Genomic DNA, 18,807 nt, shown 5'->3' with positions numbered 1-18,807 from the left:
GCCTTTGGCCCCCGCCGCGACGACATAGGGCCCCGGGAGACTCGCCGGGCTCCCAGGAGCACCAACTCGCGTTCACCAGGTTGCCACTTGCGTGGCGGGACGGGCGACCGCTGACATAGATGACTTTCTTCTCTATTGCCGCACACCATCCCGGGAAAACGATGGAGGCGCGTCAGCAACCAAAGGAAACGGCCATGGCAAAAACCTGCCGCCGTGAGCATCCGGCACGAAAAGTCGCTGGCCCCCGCCGCTAGGACCACCCATGGACGTTATTCACAAGACTGCCCACGACTCTCGTGTCGCCCCCAACCTCTCCGACTACCAGCGGGCGCGGGCACAATTCCGGTGGACCGATGTGCCGGCATTGTGCGAAGGCATGGGAGACGACAAGTGCAACATCGCCTTCGCGGCGGTGGATCGGCACTGCGCTGGTCCGATCGCGACCCGTACCGCCCTGCGGTTTGTCACCGACCAAAGCCGGGAGGACCAGTCCCCCACTCAGGACGTCAGCTATGCGGAATTGGGCCGGCTGGTCCGGAAATTCACCGCGGTGCTACGCGGGCTCGGCGTCAACAAGGGTGACCGCGTGTTCACCATCATGGGCCGCATCCCCGAGCTGTACATAACGATGCTGGGCGCGCTGCGCAACGGCAGCGTGGTTTCGCCCCTGTTCTCGGCATTCGGCCCGGAGCCGATCGCCACCAGAGTGGAGATCGGGCAAGCCGATGTGCTGGTGACCACGGCGGCGATCTACCGGCGCAAGATCGCCAAGATCCGCGAACGACTCACGTCGGTGCGCCACATTTTGGTGGTGGACGCTCAGAGCTCGGGCGATCAGCTGCCCGGCACGCTCAGCCTCTGGGAGCTGATGGCAGCCGCGGACGACAACGCGCCGGCGGAACCCACCACCGCCGACGACCCGGCCCTGCTGCACTTCACCAGTGGCACCACCGGAACACCGAAGGGCGCCATACATGTGCACGGCGCGGTCACTATGCACTACATCACCGGCCTGTATGCACTCGACCTACACCCCGACGACATCTATTGGTGCACAGCAGATCCCGGCTGGGTCACCGGAACGTCCTACGGCATCATCAGTCCGCTATTGCACGGCGTGACGTCCATCGTCGACCAGGCCGAGTTCGACGCCGAGCGCTGGTACCGGATCCTGCAAGACCAGAATGTGTCGGTTTGGTACACCGCCCCGACCGGGATCCGGATGCTGATCAAAGCGGGCGCCGAATTGGCAGCACAGTATTGCTTCCCCCACTTGCGTTTCATCGCAAGCGTGGGCGAACCCCTGGATCCCGAAGCGGTGTGGTGGGGAAAGCGGGTGCTGGGCCTGCCGATTCACGACAACTGGTGGCAGACCGAGACTGGCGGCATCATGATCGCCAACACGCCGGCCTTCGACATCAAACCTGGCTCGATGGGCAGGCCGCTGCCCGGGGTGGACGCATATATCCTGCGCCACAACGACGATGGCACCACCTCGGTGATCGATGATCCCGACGAAGAAGGTGAGCTAGCCCTCGAGCCGGGCTGGCCCTCGATGTTCCGCGGCTATCTACACGCCGAGGACCGATATCGAAAGTGCTTCAGCGACGGGCTGTACCTCACCGGAGATCTGGCCAAGAAGGACGCCGATGGCTACTTCTGGTTCGTCGGCCGCAAGGATGACGTGATCAAATCCGCCGGCCACCTCATCGGCCCGTTCGAGGTGGAGAGCGCGCTGACCGATCATCCGGCGGTGGCCGAGGCGGCGGTCATCGGCAAGCCCGATCCGACCGTCGGCGCAATCATCAAAGCATTTGTGGTACTCAAGGACGGCTTTACCGCCGATGACGACCTGCGGCTGGAGCTGCTGGGGCACGCCCGCAAACACCTCGGAGCGGCCGTGGCGCCCAAAGAAATAGAGTTCGCCGACGCACTGCCCCACACCAGCAGCGGCAAGATCATGCGGCGGCTGCTCAAAGCCCGCGAACTCGGTCTCCCCGAGGGGGACACATCCACCGTCGTGGGATTTCCCGAACCCAAGCCCCAAGGAGTGCCACTGTGATGGATGCGAAGCTGGCGCGCGAGCTGCTGTCGGACATGGTGCGGGTGCGCCGGATGGAAGAGAAGTGCGCGGAACTCTACAGCGCAGCCAAGATCCGCGGATTTCTGCATCTCTACGTCGGAGAAGAGGCGGTAGCCGCCGGATCTCTGCGAGTGCTTGCCGAGGACGACGCGGTGGTGGCGACATATCGCGAGCACGCGCACGCGCTGCTGCGCGGTATTCCGATGACCTCGATCATGGCCGAGATGTTCGGCAAGCAGGAGGGCTGCTCGCGAGGTCGCGGCGGGTCGATGCATCTGTTCGACCAGGCCCGGCGATTCTACGGCGGCAACGCCATTGTCGCCGGAGGCCTGCCACTGGCGGTCGGCATCTCGCTCGCCGACTCCATGCTGAAGCGAAATCGGGTCACGGCATGCTACTTCGGTGATGGAGCCGTCGCCGAAGGCGCGTTTCACGAGTCACTGAACATGGCGGCACTGTGGAAGTTGCCGGTGCTGTTCCTATGCGAGAACAACCTGTACGCCATGGGCACCGCATTGCATCGAGCCCAGTCGCAGACCGACCTCACGGTCAAGGCGGCGTCGTACAACGTTGCGACGCTGGCGGTCGACGGGATGGACGTAGCGGCCTGCATGAGCGCTACCCAGCAGGGTGTCGACCACATCCGCAGCACCGGCGGACCGTTCTTCATCGAGTTCCGTACCTACCGATTCCGGGCCCATTCGATGTTCGACCCCGAGCTGTACCGGGACAAGGCGGAAGTGCAGCGATGGCGCGAGCGCGACCCGATCCGGCTGTTCACCGAACAGTGTCTGAACAGCGGCACGCTGACCGATGACGACGTGCGCGACATCGAAGGGTCGGCGGCCGACGAGATCGCTACGGCGGTTGCCTTCGCCGATGCCGGAACATGGGAGGACGCATCGGATCTCGAACGCGACGTGCTGACTCCGCCCGATAGCTGCGATGCGACCGCGGAATCGATCTGGGAGCCGGCGCGATGAAGACCACCTACCGAACCGCTGTCCACGATGGCTTGCACGACGCGTTGAGCAACGACCCGCGGGTGGTGCTGATGGGCGAGGACGTCGGCCGCTACGGGGGCACCTACGCCGCATCCAAGGGCTTGCTCGAGGAGTTCGGACCCGAGCGGGTGCGCGACACACCGCTGTCCGAGCTGGGCTTCGTCGGCATCGGAATCGGCGCGGCACTCAACGGGTTACGTCCCATCGTGGAAGTGATGACAGTCATTTCAGCCTGTTGGCCCTCGACCAGATCGTCAACACCGCGGCCGCCCTGCGACACATGTCCGGCGGGCAGTTCTCGGTACCGATCGTGGTGCGAATGGCGACCGGCGCCGGACGTCAGCTGGCGGCGCAGCACTCACACAGCCTGGAGCCCTGGTATGCCCACGTCCCGGGGATCAAGGTCCTCGCCCCCGCCACGGTCGAGGATGCCTACGGAATGCTCGCCCCCGCGCTGGCTGACCCGGATCCGGTGATCATCTTCGAGCACGTACAGCTGTACAACACCTCCGCCGATATCGATGTGCTCAAGCCGACCGACATCTGTAAGGCGGCGGTGCGCCGCAGCGGTACCGACGTCACCTTGATCGCCTACGGCGGCTGCCTGGCCAAGGCGCTGGACGCGGCAAACGAGTTGTCGCTGAACGGAATCGAGTGTGAGGTCGTCGATCTGCGGGTGTTGCGTCCATTGGATACCGACACGATCCTGGAGTCCGTCCGCAAGACGCATCGAGCGGTGGTGATCGACGAAGCTTGGCGCAGTGGAAGTTTGGCCGGCGAGATCTCCGCGCAAATCATGGAGGGCGCCTTCTATGACCTGGATGCACCGGTTTCGCGGGTGTGCAGTGTGGAGGTCCCCATCCCCTATGCCAAACACTTGGAGCAGGCGGCGCTGCCCCAACCCGACAAGATCATTGCCGCGGTCCAAGCGCTGTTCGGTGACCAGTCATGATCGAGTTCAAAATGCCCGCCCTGGGCTCCGACATGGACGAGGGCACGCTGAACGAATGGCTGGTCAAGCCGGGTGACAAGGTAAGCCGCGGACAGATCGTGGCGATCGTCGAGACGACCAAGGCCGCCGTGGAGATCGAGTGCTGGCAGGAGGGCACGGTCGATGAGCTGGTCGTCCCCGTCGGCGATACTGTCGAAGTCGGAACGGTACTGGCCACCCTGCTGGAGCCGGGAGCCAGTCCGCAGAAGTCGCCGCGCCAGCGACCCCGCAAGCGCGCCAAACCCGCCCCCACGGTAGCCGCATCGGCACCGGCGCCCGCCCACGGCGCCACCGCGGCGCCGCGCCACCGGCGCTGGGTCTCCCCCGCCGCCCGCCGGCTGGCCCAATCCCTGCATGTCGATCTCGACGCGGTCAGCGGCACCGGCCCCCAAGGGGCGGTCACGATCAGCGACGTCGAGCACGCCGCCGCCAGCGCCGTACCTGCCAAGCGGCCCGCGGCCACGGCTGCGAGCACGTCCGCCAAATCCATCGGGGCCAAATCCACGGCCCAGAACAAGATCGCCGAGCGTGCCGCGCAAATGCGCAAATCCATCGCCGCGGCGATGAGCCGGTCGAAGCGGGAGATCCCGCACTACTATCTCGCCGACGAAATCCTGATGGAGAAGTCACTGAACTGGCTGACCACCCGAAATGCGCAACGCTCAATCACCGAGCGGGTGCTGCCGGCCGTCTTGCTGCTCAAGGCCGTCGGACTGGCCGCCCAACGCTTCGGCGAGTTCAACGGCTTCTGGCGCGACGATGGGTTCCAGGCCGCCACCGGCGTGCATGTCGGGGTCGGGATATCACTTCGCGGGGGTGGGCTGGTCGCCCCGGCCATCCACGACGTCGCCGACAAGAAGCTCGACGAATTGATGGGTGACCTCACCGACCTCGTCGCGCGGGCACGCGCCGGTTCGCTGCGCAGTTCGGAGATGTCGGACCCGACCATCACGGTCACCAACCTTGGCGACCAGGGCGTCGACACCGTCTTCGGCGTGATCTACCCGCCGCAGGTGGCCATTGTCGGGTTCGGGAAACCGGCCCAACGAGTGTGCGTCATCGACGGCGGGATTCGCGTTGTCACCACCGTGGAGGGCACCCTCGCCGCAGACCACCGGGCCAGCGATGTACACCGTGGCGCCCTATTTCTGGCCGCGATCAACGAGCTGCTTCAGCAGCCCGACCTGCTAGAGAAGTGATGGGCACATGACGACACAACAAGACACCCGCGCCGTGGTCCTGTCGGTATTGACGACCATCGCGCCCGAGGTCGACGCCGATGACATCTGTGACGATGTGCTGCTGCGCGATCAGGTCGATCTTGACTCGATGGATTGGCTGAACTTTCTACTCGGTATCCACAAACGGATGCACGTGGACATCCCCGAATCCGACTACGCGACCCTGCGCACCCTCAACGATGTCGTGACCTACGTCGAGACACACGCGTCCAAAACCGCTTGAACGACATTGGTCCCTGCCCGGTAGGACCTTGGGCCGGCGATGCGCGCCGCCGACTTCAATAGCATCATGCTTGTGACCTACCAAAGGAGAGGGGTTGGCTGATGTCGGGAGCCGGTGATGGGATCACCATCCTGCCCGTGCACGAATGCTGGGACCTGATGAAAAGCGTCACGTTAGGACGGCTGGTTACCAGCGTCGACGGGCGGCCGCAGATCTTCCCGGTGAACTTCGTCGTCCAGCGCCGCACCGTGCTGTTCCGCACGGCCGAGGGCACCAAGTTGGTCAGCACGGCGATAAACCACAAAGTCCTGTTCGAAGTTGACGATCACACCTCCAGCGAGGGCTGGAGCGTCATCGTCGAGGGCAGGGCCCGTTCGATGCGCACCGACGAGGAGATCGCGGAGGCCGAGAGCGCTCACCTGTTGACGTGGACGGCAACGGAGAAAACCCACTATGTGCGGATTCTGCCGGACGCGGTGACAGGTCGGCGGTTCCAGTTCGGTCCACCGGGCCAGGAATAAACCAACCGCCAGCTGGCGCCGGCGCCGACTCGTGATCGCCGGCGCCAGCACGGCGAGTTTGTTAGATCTGGGTTAGATCTGCCCTGAAAACGACAGATTTCGGATACGGCTGACGTGCTCGCCTGTGAAGATGGGCCGCACGGGGCCGTACGTCGAACCGGGGGGGGATGGCAGTGTCGCTGGTAGTCGCCGAACCCGACGCGTTGAGCAACGCAGCCGGGCATTTGGCGGGTATCGGCTCGAAGATCGAGGATGCGACGGCTGCCGGGGCCGGTCCCACAACTACCGTCGCCGCCGCGGCCTCTGATGATGTGTCGATCGCTATCTCGGAGTTCTTCGGTACCTACGGCAAGCAATTTCAGACGTTCAGTGCGCGGGCGGCAGCATTTCACGACGAATTTGTCAGCCTCTTGCGCGGCGGCGCGGCCGCATACCTCGACACCGAGTTCGCCAACGCCCGGCTGGGCCAGGCGAACCCGGCGAACTCGCCGGCTCCGGCGGCCGCGGCGCCCGGCGGCGCCTTCCTCGCCGAGTTGAGTGCGGGCAACACCGAGTTGGGCCCGATCACCGGTGCAATCTCGGTGGGAGAACTTCTCCCGGGCGCCCCGCCAGAGATTGGTGCCGCCATATCTGTTCTCGGCGGCGGCTCCCTGTTGCCCGGGCTGTTCGGGTTTGGCCCGTTCGCTCCGACAACCGGTTCGCCTGCCGTTGCCGAGGGGCCATGGCAAACCCTGTTCGCCAATACCTGCGCCAATCTGCAGACCATCTATAGCGACTGGGCTGCCCATCCGTTCCCGGCCGCGCAGCAGGTGATCGCAAACCAAGCCGAATACGCCCGGACGATAGGCGGCGGACTCGCGGCCGCCGCGCAAGACCTCCCCGCAACTGTGGCGAACCTGCCGGCGAACATCGGACTCGCCGTCGCCGACGCCGTGAATTTCCCGGCGGAGCTGCAGGGATACCTCGGCAAGCAAGTTGGCTACGGCCAGGTAGTTGTGGACGCGCTGCAGAACGCGGGCGCGGAGCTGCCGCAGACTTTGCCCAACTTTTTCGGCGACGTCGACAAGGCCAACCAAGCGGTGATGGCGGGCGACTACAACGACGCGGTGGACTACGTCCCGCGAGCCGCGGTGGATCTTTTCCTCAGCGGAGTCAACATCAACAACCTCTCGCAGATCACCGTCGAGGGCCCAGCGGGAGAGCTACTCCCGCTGATGTCACTGCCTGCGCAGATGCAGCAGGACCTGATCGACCTGCTTCCGCCGGGCGCCATTCTCACGCAAATGGTGCAGAACAGCTTCAACGCCACCAGCACGGTCGTCAACTCGATCGCCTTGGCCGCAATCGGCCCGCCGATCGCCACGCTCGATGGGTTTGCAACGGGCCTGACGGTGCTCCGGCGGAGCGGTGGCCACGGGAAACGGTGTGGGGGCTGTCGGCGCCTTGCTCGATATGCCCGCCTACGTGTTGGACGGTTTCCTCAACGGCGAAACCGTCGTGGAGCTAAGGGTGCCGGTGAGCGAGACGGTGACTATCCCGTTGACGCCCCTGACGCCTCCCATCGTCGTCGGCGCCAACACGCCGGTCCTGGTCCGGATGCCCTTCGGCGGAGTGCTGGCCCAGCCGCAACCGATCACCGCGACAATCGAACTTCCGGGCACGGGGAGTCCCGCCCCGCTCGACATCACGATCCCCGATATGCAAGTTGCGGGTGTCGTTCCTACCCTGCTGAACGTGATACCCCAACGCGTCGCCGAGGCGATTGCACCCGAGTAATGGGTCGGCGGCCATTCCCAATTCCGGTGCGTTCGGCCCGGCCGGTCCCATACCTGCCTCTCACGACGAATGTCTCTGCGAGAAAGGGACTTCGGACCCTCCCATACGGTGTGCGTCGATGCTCAGATAGCTCTAGCTCGTCGCTACGGACGCGGTGGTCGGCTCGGGCGCCAACCGAGTTAGCACCATGAGCGACACACCGCCCGGCACCTCACCGTCGGGGTCAGCTACGGAAGGAATCACCATGGGCCTCGCGTTATCGACAAGGTTGACGGCCCCGTTCGATGACGCGGTGGCACGCACCCGGGCGGCTCTGGCCGCCCAAGGGCTTGGGGTGCTCACCGAGATCGATGTCAAGGCGACGCTGTAAGCCAAACTCGGCGCGCAGATGGAGGACTATCTGATCCTCGGCGCCTGTGACCCGGACCTGGCGCACCGGGCCATCGAAGCCGACCACGAGATCGGGCTGCTGCTGCCCTGCAACGTCTTGGTTCGCGCCGACCCGGACCGCCCGGGCGACGTGCTGGTCGAGGCGGTGAATCCGGGCATGCTGCTCGCGGTGACGGGCGAGGCGGCGCTCATCTCGATCGCCGATGAGGCGACCCAGAAGCTAGTCGCCGCCATCGCCTTGCTGGCCGCCACCGAAGCGGCCGCGCCGGCCTGATCGACGTCCGCTACACTTCGGCGCGTGGCCGCGGGCGACCGATTTCATCGACGGCCAGGCCGACCACCACCGGAATGGCATCCAAGACCTGTGGCGTCAAACCAACGCCGTGGCCGATGTCGGCGACGTCGACGGTGATGATGACCAGCCGTTCGGGCACCCGGTCCAAGGCTTGTCCCAGTGCGTATGCCTTGGCTACGTCGGCCCGGTGCGAACTCACCCCGCTGGATCCGGCCGCCAGGTCGCCCAGGGCACAGCGACGCACCCGGCCCGGTGTTGCTGGCGTCGCGACCGCGGCATCGATCAGCACGGCCAGCCCGGCACCCGACCACGCTTCGAGCAGACTAATCGGATCCGCGAGGTCGGTCACCACACGAACGCCCGACAACGCCAGCTCCCGCAACGCCGTGGCGGCGGCCACCCCGACACCGTCGTCACGCCGGTAGCGATTGCCGAGCCCGATGACGACGACAGCTGCGTTCATCCACGCTCGAGGGTGAGTGTCAGGAAGTGTGTCGAGCACGAGATGCACGGATCATAGTTGCGGATCGCACGTTCACACATGGTGGTGAGCACCTCGTCGTCAAGAGCGAGGTTCTCCGAAACCACCCGGGCCAGGTCGGCCTCGATGGCCGCCTGATTCTGCGAGGTGGGCGGAACGATGGTGGCCGCCGACACCAATCCGGCATCGTCGATACGGTAGCGGTGGTAGAGCAGTCCCCGTGGCGCCTCGCTGACGCCATGGCCCACCCCGGCCCGAGCCGGCACCTCGACGAACGGTCGCGCCGGCCGCTGGTAGTTCTCGATGATCCGCAGCGCCTCTTCTATCGCGTACACCACTTCCACGGCACGAACGATGATGCTGCGGAATGGATTTCGGCACTGGACGGAAAGTCCGGCCCGGGCGGCGGCCTGCGCGGCTATCGGGGTGAGTAACGACGAGTTCAGCGCGTAGCGGGCCAGCGGACCGGTCACATGGCAGCCGCCGTCCAATGTGGCATGCAGGGCGGTTGAATGGGGCACCTGCAGCTCCACGACGTGGTCGGTGAATTCGGCCACCGGAAAGACCGGTCCGGCACTGCGCGCGATGGTGCCGTTCTCGATCGGGTAGCGGTCGGGCGTAGTGAGCGCCAGGAACTCATGGTCGAACTCGAGGTCGGGGAACTCGAACCCGGCCACCCACTCCACGGCGGCCAGCGCGTCGTCCAGAGCGCGGCGCAACTGCTCAGCCATCGGCGCGAAGTCCGATCGAGTTGGGACGGAATAGAATCCGCCCAGCCGAACATTGATCGGGTGGATCGCCCGCCCGCCCACGAACTCCATCAGCTGGTTACCGGCCTTCTTCAGGCGTAACCCGCGCTCGACGATCTCACGTTCGTCTCGGGCGAAGGCGATCGCGTCGGGATAGCCCAGAAAGTCCGGTGCGTGTAACAAGCAGATGTGCAGGACGTGGCTGTGTATCCATTCGCCGCAGTACAGCAACCGGCGCAGCTCTATCAGGTCCGCGTCCAGCTCGACACCGCAGGCACCTTCGAGCGCATTGCAGGCACTGACCTGGTAGGCGACCGGACAGATGCCGCAGATCCGCGCGGTCAAGTCGGGCGGCTCGGTGTGCGCGCGGCCGCGCAGGAACGCTTCGAAAAACCTTGGCGGCTCGTAGATGTTGAGCTCGACTCGGTCCAGCTCGCCATCTTTGAGCGAAACGTAGAGCGCCCCTTCGCCTTCGACACGTGTCAACGTTCCGACGCTCAGCGTCCGGTTGTCAGGTGCCATCACTTGCTCCGCTCCGCGGCGAAACTGGTGACGTTGAAAGTCGAGAACACCCGGTCGACACCGTCTTCGGACATGCCGTCCCGGCGCAGCAGCGGGATCAAGGTCGCGGTCTGCGGTGCCGCCGATGGACCGAAGCAGCCATAGCAGCCGCGATGGTGCCTGGGACACAGCGCACCGCAGCCGGCGTGGGTGACCGGGCCCAGGCACGGGGTACCCTCGGCGACAATCACGCACGTCACGCCGCGCAGTTTGCACTCCGTGCACACCGTCTTGGCCGGCAGCCGCGGTTTACGCCCGATCAGCAGCGCCTCGAGAATATCGAGCAGCTGCCCTCGGTCAATGGGGCAGCCGTGCAGCTGGTAGTCGACTTTGACGTGCGCGGATATCGGCGTGGAAGTGGCCAGGGTGTCGATGTATTCGGGCTTGGCGTAGACGACCGAGGTGAACTCGGCGACGTCGGCGAAGTTGCGCAGCGCCTGCACTCCCCCGGCGGTCGCGCAGGCACCGATGGTGATCAGCAGCTTGGACTGGGCCCGAATCTCTTGGATACGTTGCTCGTCGTGATGGGTGGTGATCGACCCCTCGACCAGCGAAACGTCGTAGGGCCCGCCCACCATGGTGCTGGACGCCTCGGCGAATGTGGCGATCTGCACCTGATCGGCAAGCGTGAGCAGCTCGTCCTCGCAGTCCAACAGGGTCAACTGACAACCGTCGCAGGAGGCGAATTTCCACACAGCCAAAGTGGTTGGGCCCATCTAAAGCTCTTTCACTCGTAGCAGCGGTCCGGCGACGTCATAGCTGACGACGGGCCCGTCCCGGCACAACAGCAGCGGTCCCAGCTGGCAGTGACCGCACCACCCCACACCGCATTGCATGTTGCGCTCCAATGAGACCCGAATATCTTGGGCCGCTACCCCTTTTGCCAGCAGAGCTTCGGCCCCGAACCGCAACATCGGTTCGGGCTCGCACAGGAATGCGGTGGCGTGTTCGGGGTCCAGGGCAAGTCGGCGCAGCGGCTCGGTGACCAGACCGACCTCGCCGCGCCAGCCCTGAACCGGGACGTCGACGGTGACGTGCAGTTCGATATCGGGGTCCTGGGCCCACTTTTCCAGCTGGGCCGCGAACACGAAATCCGCCCGGGAGCGGGCGCCCACGATCAGCGTCAGCCTGCGGTAGCGAGAGCGCTGCGCCAGCGCGCCCAGGACCGCTGGACGCAAGGGGCACAACCCCACACCGCCGGCGACCATGACCAGATCACGGCCGGCCGCCTCATCAAGCCCCCAGGTCGTGCCGAATGGGCCCCGCACTCCCACGATGCTGCCCGGTGCGGCATCGTGCAGGGCACGGCTGACCGCCCCGACCGCGCGAATCGTGTGGGTGATCGACCCATCTGTGACGCTGGGATCGCCACTGATCGAGATTGCCGCCTCGCCCACCCCGAATGCGTAGAGCATCATGAATTCGCCCGGCTCCGGGCGCCGCAATGCCTCGCTGACCGGCTCCAGGTACAGCGTCGCCGAATCCGGGCTCTCCACAACGCGACTGCGCACCCGATACGGGACTGGCGCCATCGCTGATGGCGGCGCTGCGACTCCGGCCGCTGCGTCAGTCATCGTCGACCATCTTGTTCATCTCAGCGGTGATGTCGATGCCGGTGGGGCACCAGGCGATGCATCGCCCACAGCCCACACAGCCCGACATGCCGAACTGGTCGTGCCAGGTAGCCAACTTGTGGGTCAGCCAATGCCGGTAGCGTGACGCGCCGGATTGGCGCACGCTGCCGCCGCCGTGGACGTAGGTGAAGTCGAACTCGAAACATGACGCCCAATGCCGCCAGCGTTCGGCGTGTTCGCCGGTGAGATCGCTGACGTCTTCGGTGCTGGTGCAAAAGCAGGTGGGGCAGACCATCGTGCAGTTGCCACAGGTCAGGCAGCGACTGGCCACCTCCTCCCACTGCGGCGACTCCCGGGAGCGCAGCAGCAGGTCACGCAGATCGACCTCGGGCATCTGCCGTCCCATCCGGTCGGCGGCGGCCTCGACATCGGCGCGCGCCGACGCCACGTCGCCGCTGCTGGCTGACTGATGCGGCAGCGCGGCGAGCACGTCGGCGCCCTGTGGACTGCCGACGTCAACGACGTAACCGACTCCGTCGGAACCAACACGCTCGGTGAGCGCCAGGTCGTAGCCGGGTCCAACGCCGGGACCGGTGCCCATCGACGCGCAGAAGCACACTCCCCCGGGCTCGGCGCAGTTCACCGCTACCACAAAGATCTGGCGCCGGCGACCGACAAATGCGCTGTCGGGGTAGTCGGAACGACCCAACACCCCGCCCAACGTCGCGATCGCCGCCAGATCACAACCGCGCACGCCAAGGAATGCGTAACGCGGGGCCTCCGGCTCGGATTCGGCTGCGCCATCCCCGTCTCGAGTGCCGGCCCACATCCGCTGACGCGGCGGATGCAGGAACTGCTTCCAGGATTGCGGTCCCGCCGAGTGCCCGAAGGCCGCATCGTCATCGCGACGACGCAGCCGATAGTGCCCCGGAGCCACGTCAACACCCCAGCCGCGCGGAAGGTCGTCTGCGGACTCGAGTTCGGCAAGCACAATCGCGTTGTCACGCAAGGTCGGACCGACCACCCGATATTGCCGCTCCATCAGCACCTCGACGAGGCGACGCAGCCCGGCCATGTCCAACAACGCGGCGCCGGAATCTGTCCCGGGTCTGTTCATCGTCACACTCATCAGCCTATTTCACGACAGACGCCAAAGGGCACAACGCCTGAATTTCGGCCTGTGCCAGCCGAAGTGAAGCCCGCCAGCCATCTCATCAATATCGATTCGTCCTGCCGTCATCGTCTTGCAGACAACCGAGCTCACGGTCCCACTGTGCGTCACGCACTCGATCGAGCTGGGTACGGACCGCGGCCACCAGTGCTGCCAGCACGACGCACATGCTCAGCAGGATCACCATGGTCACGCCGACCGCGTCGACGGCGGCGTGCCAAGTCGGTGTCGGCGGCCGCACCAGATTGTCGTCTCGATCCACCCATACTTGGATACGCTGGCCCGCCTTGACCGGGCTGGTGCGTTGCAGCGAACCGGAGTGCTGCGCGGCCGCCCCGGGCCATCGCACTTGCACCACAACGGCTTCGGTGTTCGGGTTGCGCGTCGTGCCGGTCACTTCCGCTGTAACGGGGTGGCGCACCTGTGCCTGCTCGGCGTATTGATCAGCACGTGCGTTGAAGACGACCGCGCCCAACACCGCGGCGACCGGTATTGCGACTAGCGATGCCGCCAGCGCGATCAGCACGACCAAGGCTTCGACGCGGTCGGCGCGCCGAAGCAGTGGGTTGCGGCCGGCGATGCGAGCGATCCACCAGTCCCGTGGGTCCAGTTTGAACGTCTCCATCACAGCTTTCCCCGTCCCCGCGGTGCGGCTCGCCCGAGGCCGCGTACGCCGCACCAGGGGGCTATTCGGTGCCGCATTGTTCGCGGTCAGACATCCACTCGACGATCTCGGCGAGTGGACGTCGCGGGGTCGACGGCAGTGGATCGGCGTTGATCGGGGCCCATCCCACCCGAAGCAGCATCTGCGGATAGTCATTGTTGCCGAACACATCGGTCCGAACGGACTCGCGTGTTTCGGCAATCTCGAGCGGTTCGGTGACCGGGCAACTGGCCAGACCCATCGCTGTCGCGGTGAGTAGCACGACGCTGGTGGCCTCGCCGGCGCGGAGCTGGGCGAGCCGGTCGTCGGTTCGAGTTCCCAACGCCAGCATCACCGCATTGTCATCGGCGGGCGCGGCATCGGCCGGCATCGCCAACGTTGAGCCGGCGAATAGCCGGCTGGGCAGCGGCGCCGCGGGATCGGAGACGGGCGTGTTGCGAGCCGGAACACCGGAGGCCGAGGCGTGCCGCCCGCTCCAGGCGTTGAGTTCGGCCAGATACTCGTCATCGGCGGCGTGGTCCCAGACAGACTTCGCCACAATCGCGTTCAACTTGTCCGTGGCGTCGACTTGCCGCAGCGATACCCCGCAGCGGGCGGCCCGCGCCGCCATCAGGGCAACATCGCTTACCGGAACCGGCCAGAAGCTGTAGTGGCGCCGATCGGTTCGGCGCCTCGGTATCGCTGCGGCCAGGGTGATGTTCAGCTGGTCGGGGGTGTGGCGGGACACCTCCAGCGCGGCAAGGTGAGTCGGATCGGCCGGGTTCGGCAGACGAGCCACCTTGGCATGCCAGCCGACCGCCGCCAGCGCAATGACGCAGTGATTCAAGGCGGCGCCGCAACTCGAGATGAGGTCTCGCCCCTCCGGGTCGGTGTTGGGCAGCTGCAGGCTCGTGTCGGCGTACAAATGCAGCGTCGTTGCCCCAACCTGCCAACGCCACGGCTGGGTGTTGTGCACCGAGGGCGCGCGCGAGGCGAGGGTGAGAACAGTTCGGACCGTGCCGGCATCCGGGAAATGCGCATTCATGATTGCTGCTCCTTCGGCAAGTCGTCCTCCTCAACGATTGCGCAATCACATCGGCCATACGAGGGCATGGCGTCCCTGCAGCGAGGGACTTTGTGCCATTGTCGAAGCGGCCAACGCGCCATCAGCACGGCAGCACAGCGCAAACGCGCTAAGAATCGTCCTGCGCGAGGGTATCACCGCGACGTCGATGCCTTCTTACAGCAGCGCACCCGCCGCGGGCGGCAACCAGCCCAGTGCGGCCATCGCCATGGCCAGCAGGGACAGGCCCATGCCAACGCTGGCGCTTTGTACCGCAATGCGCCGCGACCACCGAGCGATATCCATCGCGTCGGCCAACCGGTCGAGGCGGTCGGTGGTCAACACTATGTCGGCGGCCTCCGAAGACGCGGTGGCCCCACGTGCTCCCATCGCCACCCCAACCGTGGCCGCCGCCAGTGCAGGAGCATCGTTGACACCGTCGCCGACCATCACGGTCACTGCCCGTTGGGTTTCGGCGCGCACCGCGCTGAATTTGTCGGCCGGGCTCTGGTCGGCATAGACCTCGTCGAGGCCCAAAATGGCGGCCACCTCCCGAGTCGGCTCGGCTCGGTCGCCGGTGAGCAGGATCAGCCGGGTGAAGCCGGCCTGGCGTAACCGGTGCATGGTTCGTGGCGCCTGCCGGCGCAACGGATCCCGCAGCAACACCGCGCCCTGGGGGTCGCCGTCCACACAGACCCACGCGATTGCCGCACCGCCGAGGCGGGCGCGGTTGACCGCGGCTCGCGCCCAAGGGCCGGTCGCCGTGTCGGCCGATAGCTTGCCGACCGTCAGGCGCCGCCCGTCGATGGTGGCACTGACACCGCGGCCCGGCTCCTCGACGACGTCTGCCGGCAGTGACAGCTGCAAACCGCGATTGAGCGCCTCGGTGACGATGGCTTCGGCAAGGACGTGCGGGGAAAGCTGGTCAACCGAGGCGGCCTGGCGCAGCAGCTCGGTCCCGCCGCTACCGGGTGCGCTCACCACGTCGACCACCGAGGGGCGCCCCACCGTCAACGTGCCGGTCTTGTCCATCATCAATGTCGTTGCGTGACCGAGGTTTTCCAGTGCGCCGCCACCGCGAATCACCACGCCCATGCGTGAGGCGCGGGACAGGCCGGAGACGATCGCGACCGGTGCTGCCAGCAGCAGCGGGCATGGCGTGGCGACCACCAGCACGGCAACGGCTCGCACCGCGGAGCCGCTGGCGAGCCATGACGCCGCGGCCAGCACCAGCGCCATCGGCAGAAACCAGGCCGCGTAACGGTCCGCCAACCGCACGATCGGCGCATTCTCGGCGCCGGCCTGCTGCGCCATCCGTACGATGCCCGCGTAGGTGCTCTCGTCCGCCGTCGCGCTCGCCCGAATCTCAAAGGCGCCGCCCGCATTGACCACACCACTGCGGACCGGTTCGCCGACACCACGTTCGACCTGCAGCGGCTCACCGGTCAGGGCCGACTCGTCCAGTACCGCCACCACATCGGCGATCCGGCCGTCCACCGGGACCACTTCACTCGGGCCCACGACCAGGATGTCGTTGACGACCACCTCCGCCAGCGGGATCTGGCTGACGTCGGATCCGGTGCGTCGCCGCGCAAACCGCGGCGCACGCTCCAGCAACAACCTCAGGTCCCGGGTGGCACGGCGTTGCGCGGCCGCGTCGAGCGCACGCCCGCCCGCCAGCATCACCGCAATCAAGGCACCGGCCAGGTATTCGTGGACCAGCAGGGTGCCGACCAGCGATAGGACCGCGATGATGTCCACGCCGACTTGACCCCGGCGCAACGCCAAAACGACCCAGGTCAGCGCCGGCACGACGGCCACCACGGTGGCCGTGATCCAGCAGCCGTCGGCCACCACCCGCGCACCGAAGAGCCAGGCGAGGCCACCGATGACCAACAAACCCACGGTGAGCACCACCAGGGTGGGTTCGATCAGCCAGCGCACCCGCAACATCCACCGGTGGGCCATCGTCGCAGTATCGCCAACCACCGGAAAATCCTATCGACACCAGCCATTTCTGAGTCCAGCACGCCGAGAGCCCAGGTGTGAGCAGATCGCCGTGCCAGCACAGTCGATCATTCCCGGACCGTGCTGGGCTAGGGCCGTAATACCCAGCCGGCCCGGGCCTTAGGACTTCGGGCGCGTGGCGCTGCGATACCTGTCAGTGGCTCAGCGGTGAGCCGACCCGATGCAAGGTGCCATCAGGATCGACGTAGGCGAACTCCCGCAATCCGTAGGGCGTGTCGTGCGGCGCATGAAAGTGGCCGCCGAGGTTTTCCACCGCTTGCCACTGCGTGTAGACCGAGTCGGCATCACCGACATAGAGGTAGACACTGGCAGAGGTGCTCAGCGGGTCATGGTCGGCCCACTCGGTGAGATGGATCGACACCTGCCCTCGGTCGACGAATCCGTACCGGTCGGGACCTTCGTAGGCTCGAGCGGCGAAGCCCAACGTGCGATACCGGGCCAGCGCCGCATCTAGACTCCGGACGGTCAAGATCGGCGCGATCGCAGTGAAGTCGATTTCAGCCACACCTCAGTGTGTCAGCTGCGTCCCGCACCGGATCTCGCCCCGGTTTTGCCTAATCGCGGCGACGGCCAAAAACCGGCGCGTAGAAGTACCAGAGTCCCGCGCGCGGGTGACCGTTGTGGTGTCACCATCGTTGGATGAGTGACGATCGAGTCCGGTACGCCCGCAATGGCGACGTGCACCTGGCGTACCGGGTGTTCGGGCAGTCCGGGCCGACGGTGATCTGGGTGCCGGGGTGGATGGTCAGCAACGTCGACACGATCGACGAACCAGGCAGTCCCTATGCGCCCGGCATCGAGCGCGCCTCCCAACAGGTCAGGCTGGTGGTGTGGGATAGACGTGGGACCGGCCTCTCGGACCCGGCGACGCATCTGCTCTCGCTGGACGAGCGCCTAGAAGATCTGCGTGCCATCGTCGATTCGGTGGGACTCGACCCAGCCGCACTCTGGGGTACCAGCGAGGGCGGCGCCGTGAGCATCTTGTTCGCCGCAACCTACCCGGACCGGGTGGGCTTGCTGAGCCTCTTCGGTACCGCCGCACGGTTTTCCCAAGATCTGCCGGACTTTCCCTGGGGATTCACCCCCGCTGAGGTGCAGTCGCAGCTCTGCGCGATCGAAGATGACTGGGGCCGAGGGGCATTGGCGGAACTGTTCTACGGTCAAGCGGCCGAGGTGCCCGGAATGCGAGAGCTATTCGGCAGGCTGCAACGGTCGGTGTCAAGCCCTTCGATGGCGAAACTGTGGCGGCAGGCCTTCATGGCGACCGACGCCCGTGCCGTGCTGGGTTCGATCCGCGTTCCCACATTGGTCCTGGCGCGCCCCGGTGATCAACTCGTACCCCTGGAATCCTCGGCGGCACTGGCGGCGGCAATTCCCAACGCTCAGTTTCGCCTCCTGCCGCCCGGTCCCCACACTCCGTTCGACATCATCGACGATCTGGCCCGGGAGGTGCTCGACTTCTTCACCGGGGAGTCGGGTGCGCCGGCCGACGAACGCGTGCTGAAGACCGTGCTGTTCACCGACATCGTGAGTTCCACCGAGAAGCTCAGCACCATGGGCGATACGGCATGGCGTCACCAGCTCAACGGCCATGACAGCGTGGTCGACAACCTACTGCTGCGCTACGGCGGCACCCGCGCCAAGCACACTGGCGACGGTGTTTTCGCGCTGTTTGATGCACCAACGAAGGCGGCTCGCTGCGCCCTGCAGCTGGTCCCGGCCCTTGCTGCCCTCAACATCGCGATCCGCGCCGGAATACATACGGGCGAGTGTGAGCGACGGGGCCAGGAGTGGAGCGGCATGGCGGTACACATCGGCGCCCGCATCGGCGCGCTGGCCGATGCCGGCGAAGTGTTCGCCAGCCGCACCGTGCGCGATCTGACCGCCGGCTCCGGCCTGACCTTCGAAAGCCTTGGCCCCCAGCAACTCAAGGGCCTCCCCGAACAGATCGAGATCTATCGGGTCAGTGCGGCCTGATACCGCTTCGACCGCGGCGCCGGCGGCACCCAGCTC

16 protein-coding genes and 2 pseudogenes are annotated in these 18,807 nt (G+C 66.0%); 9 read left to right on the top strand and 9 right to left on the bottom strand.

Annotated features, from left to right (window positions below):
• Positions 1-262 precede the first annotated feature (262 nt).
• The 8 genes and pseudogenes from acsA (at position 263) to MMSP_RS12625 (ending at position 8,503) form a co-directional block, all read left to right on the top strand.
• Positions 263-2,062, top strand: a complete 1,800-nt coding sequence (acsA, locus tag MMSP_RS12660) for an acetate--CoA ligase (RefSeq protein WP_036426476.1) — start codon at positions 263-265, stop codon at positions 2,060-2,062.
• Complete coding sequence (gene pdhA, locus MMSP_RS12655) at positions 2,062-3,066, top strand: pyruvate dehydrogenase (acetyl-transferring) E1 component subunit alpha (protein WP_036426475.1); 1,005 nt, start codon at positions 2,062-2,064, stop codon at positions 3,064-3,066. The genes acsA and pdhA overlap by 1 nt, the downstream gene beginning before the upstream one ends.
• Positions 3,063-4,039, top strand: a pseudogene (locus MMSP_RS12650) (alpha-ketoacid dehydrogenase subunit beta). The gene pdhA and the pseudogene MMSP_RS12650 overlap by 4 nt, the downstream one beginning before the upstream one ends.
• Entirely contained in the window at positions 4,036-5,277 is a 1,242-nt protein-coding gene (locus MMSP_RS12645) for a dihydrolipoamide acetyltransferase family protein (RefSeq protein WP_020786911.1), read from the top strand. Before MMSP_RS12650 ends, MMSP_RS12645 begins: the two are co-directional and overlap by 4 nt.
• 7 nt (positions 5,278-5,284) lie before the next feature.
• Entirely contained in the window at positions 5,285-5,542 is a 258-nt protein-coding gene (locus MMSP_RS12640; RefSeq protein ID WP_012395124.1) for an acyl carrier protein, read from the top strand.
• 101 nt (positions 5,543-5,643) lie between these two features.
• Positions 5,644-6,063 carry a pyridoxamine 5'-phosphate oxidase family protein gene (locus MMSP_RS12635; RefSeq protein WP_012395125.1) on the top strand — a complete coding sequence of 140 codons (420 nt, stop codon included), beginning with the start codon at positions 5,644-5,646 and terminating at the stop codon, positions 6,061-6,063.
• 173 nt (positions 6,064-6,236) lie between these two features.
• A complete protein-coding gene (locus MMSP_RS12630) occupies positions 6,237-8,030 on the top strand; it encodes a PE family protein (RefSeq protein WP_020786910.1) in 1,794 nt (597 codons plus the stop codon).
• A 53-nt stretch (positions 8,031-8,083) separates the two neighbouring features.
• Positions 8,084-8,503: pseudogene (locus tag MMSP_RS12625) on the top strand (DUF302 domain-containing protein).
• 10 nt (positions 8,504-8,513) lie between these two features.
• Here MMSP_RS12625 and MMSP_RS12620 read toward each other — a convergent pair.
• The 9 genes from MMSP_RS12620 to MMSP_RS12580 form a co-directional block, all read right to left on the bottom strand.
• The gene (locus MMSP_RS12620; protein ID WP_020786907.1) at positions 8,514-8,987 is read right to left on the bottom strand and encodes a hydrogenase maturation protease; all 474 of its coding nucleotides are present in this window, start codon (positions 8,985-8,987) and stop codon (positions 8,514-8,516) included.
• Positions 8,984-10,276 carry a Ni/Fe hydrogenase subunit alpha gene (locus tag MMSP_RS12615; protein WP_020786906.1) on the bottom strand — a complete coding sequence of 431 codons (1,293 nt, stop codon included), beginning with the start codon at positions 10,274-10,276 and terminating at the stop codon, positions 8,984-8,986. Before MMSP_RS12615 ends, MMSP_RS12620 begins: the two co-directional genes overlap by 4 nt.
• Positions 10,276-11,031, bottom strand: a complete 756-nt coding sequence (locus tag MMSP_RS12610; protein ID WP_020786905.1) for an NAD-reducing hydrogenase subunit — start codon at positions 11,029-11,031, stop codon at positions 10,276-10,278. Before MMSP_RS12610 ends, MMSP_RS12615 begins: the two co-directional genes overlap by 1 nt.
• On the bottom strand, positions 11,032-11,889 hold the full coding sequence (locus MMSP_RS12605; protein WP_020786904.1) for an FAD/NAD(P)-binding protein: 858 nt from the start codon (positions 11,887-11,889) through the stop codon (positions 11,032-11,034).
• Positions 11,882-13,018, bottom strand: a complete 1,137-nt coding sequence (locus MMSP_RS12600; protein WP_020786903.1) for a 4Fe-4S dicluster domain-containing protein — start codon at positions 13,016-13,018, stop codon at positions 11,882-11,884. The genes MMSP_RS12605 and MMSP_RS12600 overlap by 8 nt, the downstream gene beginning before the upstream one ends.
• 85 nt (positions 13,019-13,103) lie before the next feature.
• Positions 13,104-13,685 (bottom strand): hypothetical protein, encoded by a 582-nt coding sequence (locus MMSP_RS12595; RefSeq protein ID WP_020786902.1) that lies wholly within the window; start codon positions 13,683-13,685, stop codon positions 13,104-13,106.
• Between the two features lie 61 nt (positions 13,686-13,746).
• Entirely contained in the window at positions 13,747-14,748 is a 1,002-nt protein-coding gene (locus MMSP_RS12590; RefSeq protein WP_012395134.1) for a nitroreductase family protein, read from the bottom strand.
• 195 nt (positions 14,749-14,943) lie between these two features.
• Positions 14,944-16,734, bottom strand: coding sequence for a heavy metal translocating P-type ATPase (locus MMSP_RS12585; RefSeq protein WP_235065873.1), 1,791 nt, complete (start codon positions 16,732-16,734; stop codon positions 14,944-14,946).
• Positions 16,735-16,927: 193 nt separating this feature from the next.
• Positions 16,928-17,290 carry a VOC family protein gene (locus MMSP_RS12580; protein ID WP_172607291.1) on the bottom strand — a complete coding sequence of 121 codons (363 nt, stop codon included), beginning with the start codon at positions 17,288-17,290 and terminating at the stop codon, positions 16,928-16,930.
• A 143-nt stretch (positions 17,291-17,433) separates the two neighbouring features.
• On the opposite strand from MMSP_RS12580, the gene MMSP_RS12575 reads away from it, so the two are divergent.
• Positions 17,434-18,771: an adenylate/guanylate cyclase domain-containing protein gene (locus MMSP_RS12575; protein ID WP_020786900.1), complete on the top strand. Its 1,338-nt coding sequence runs from the start codon at positions 17,434-17,436 to the stop codon at positions 18,769-18,771.
• Positions 18,772-18,807: the final 36 nt, after the last annotated feature.

The sequence above is a fragment of the Mycobacterium sp. 012931 genome, from assembly GCF_000419295.1.
GTDB classification, from domain to species: domain Bacteria; phylum Actinomycetota; class Actinomycetes; order Mycobacteriales; family Mycobacteriaceae; genus Mycobacterium; species Mycobacterium marinum.
This window is presented reverse-complemented; position numbering and strand designations above follow the sequence as displayed.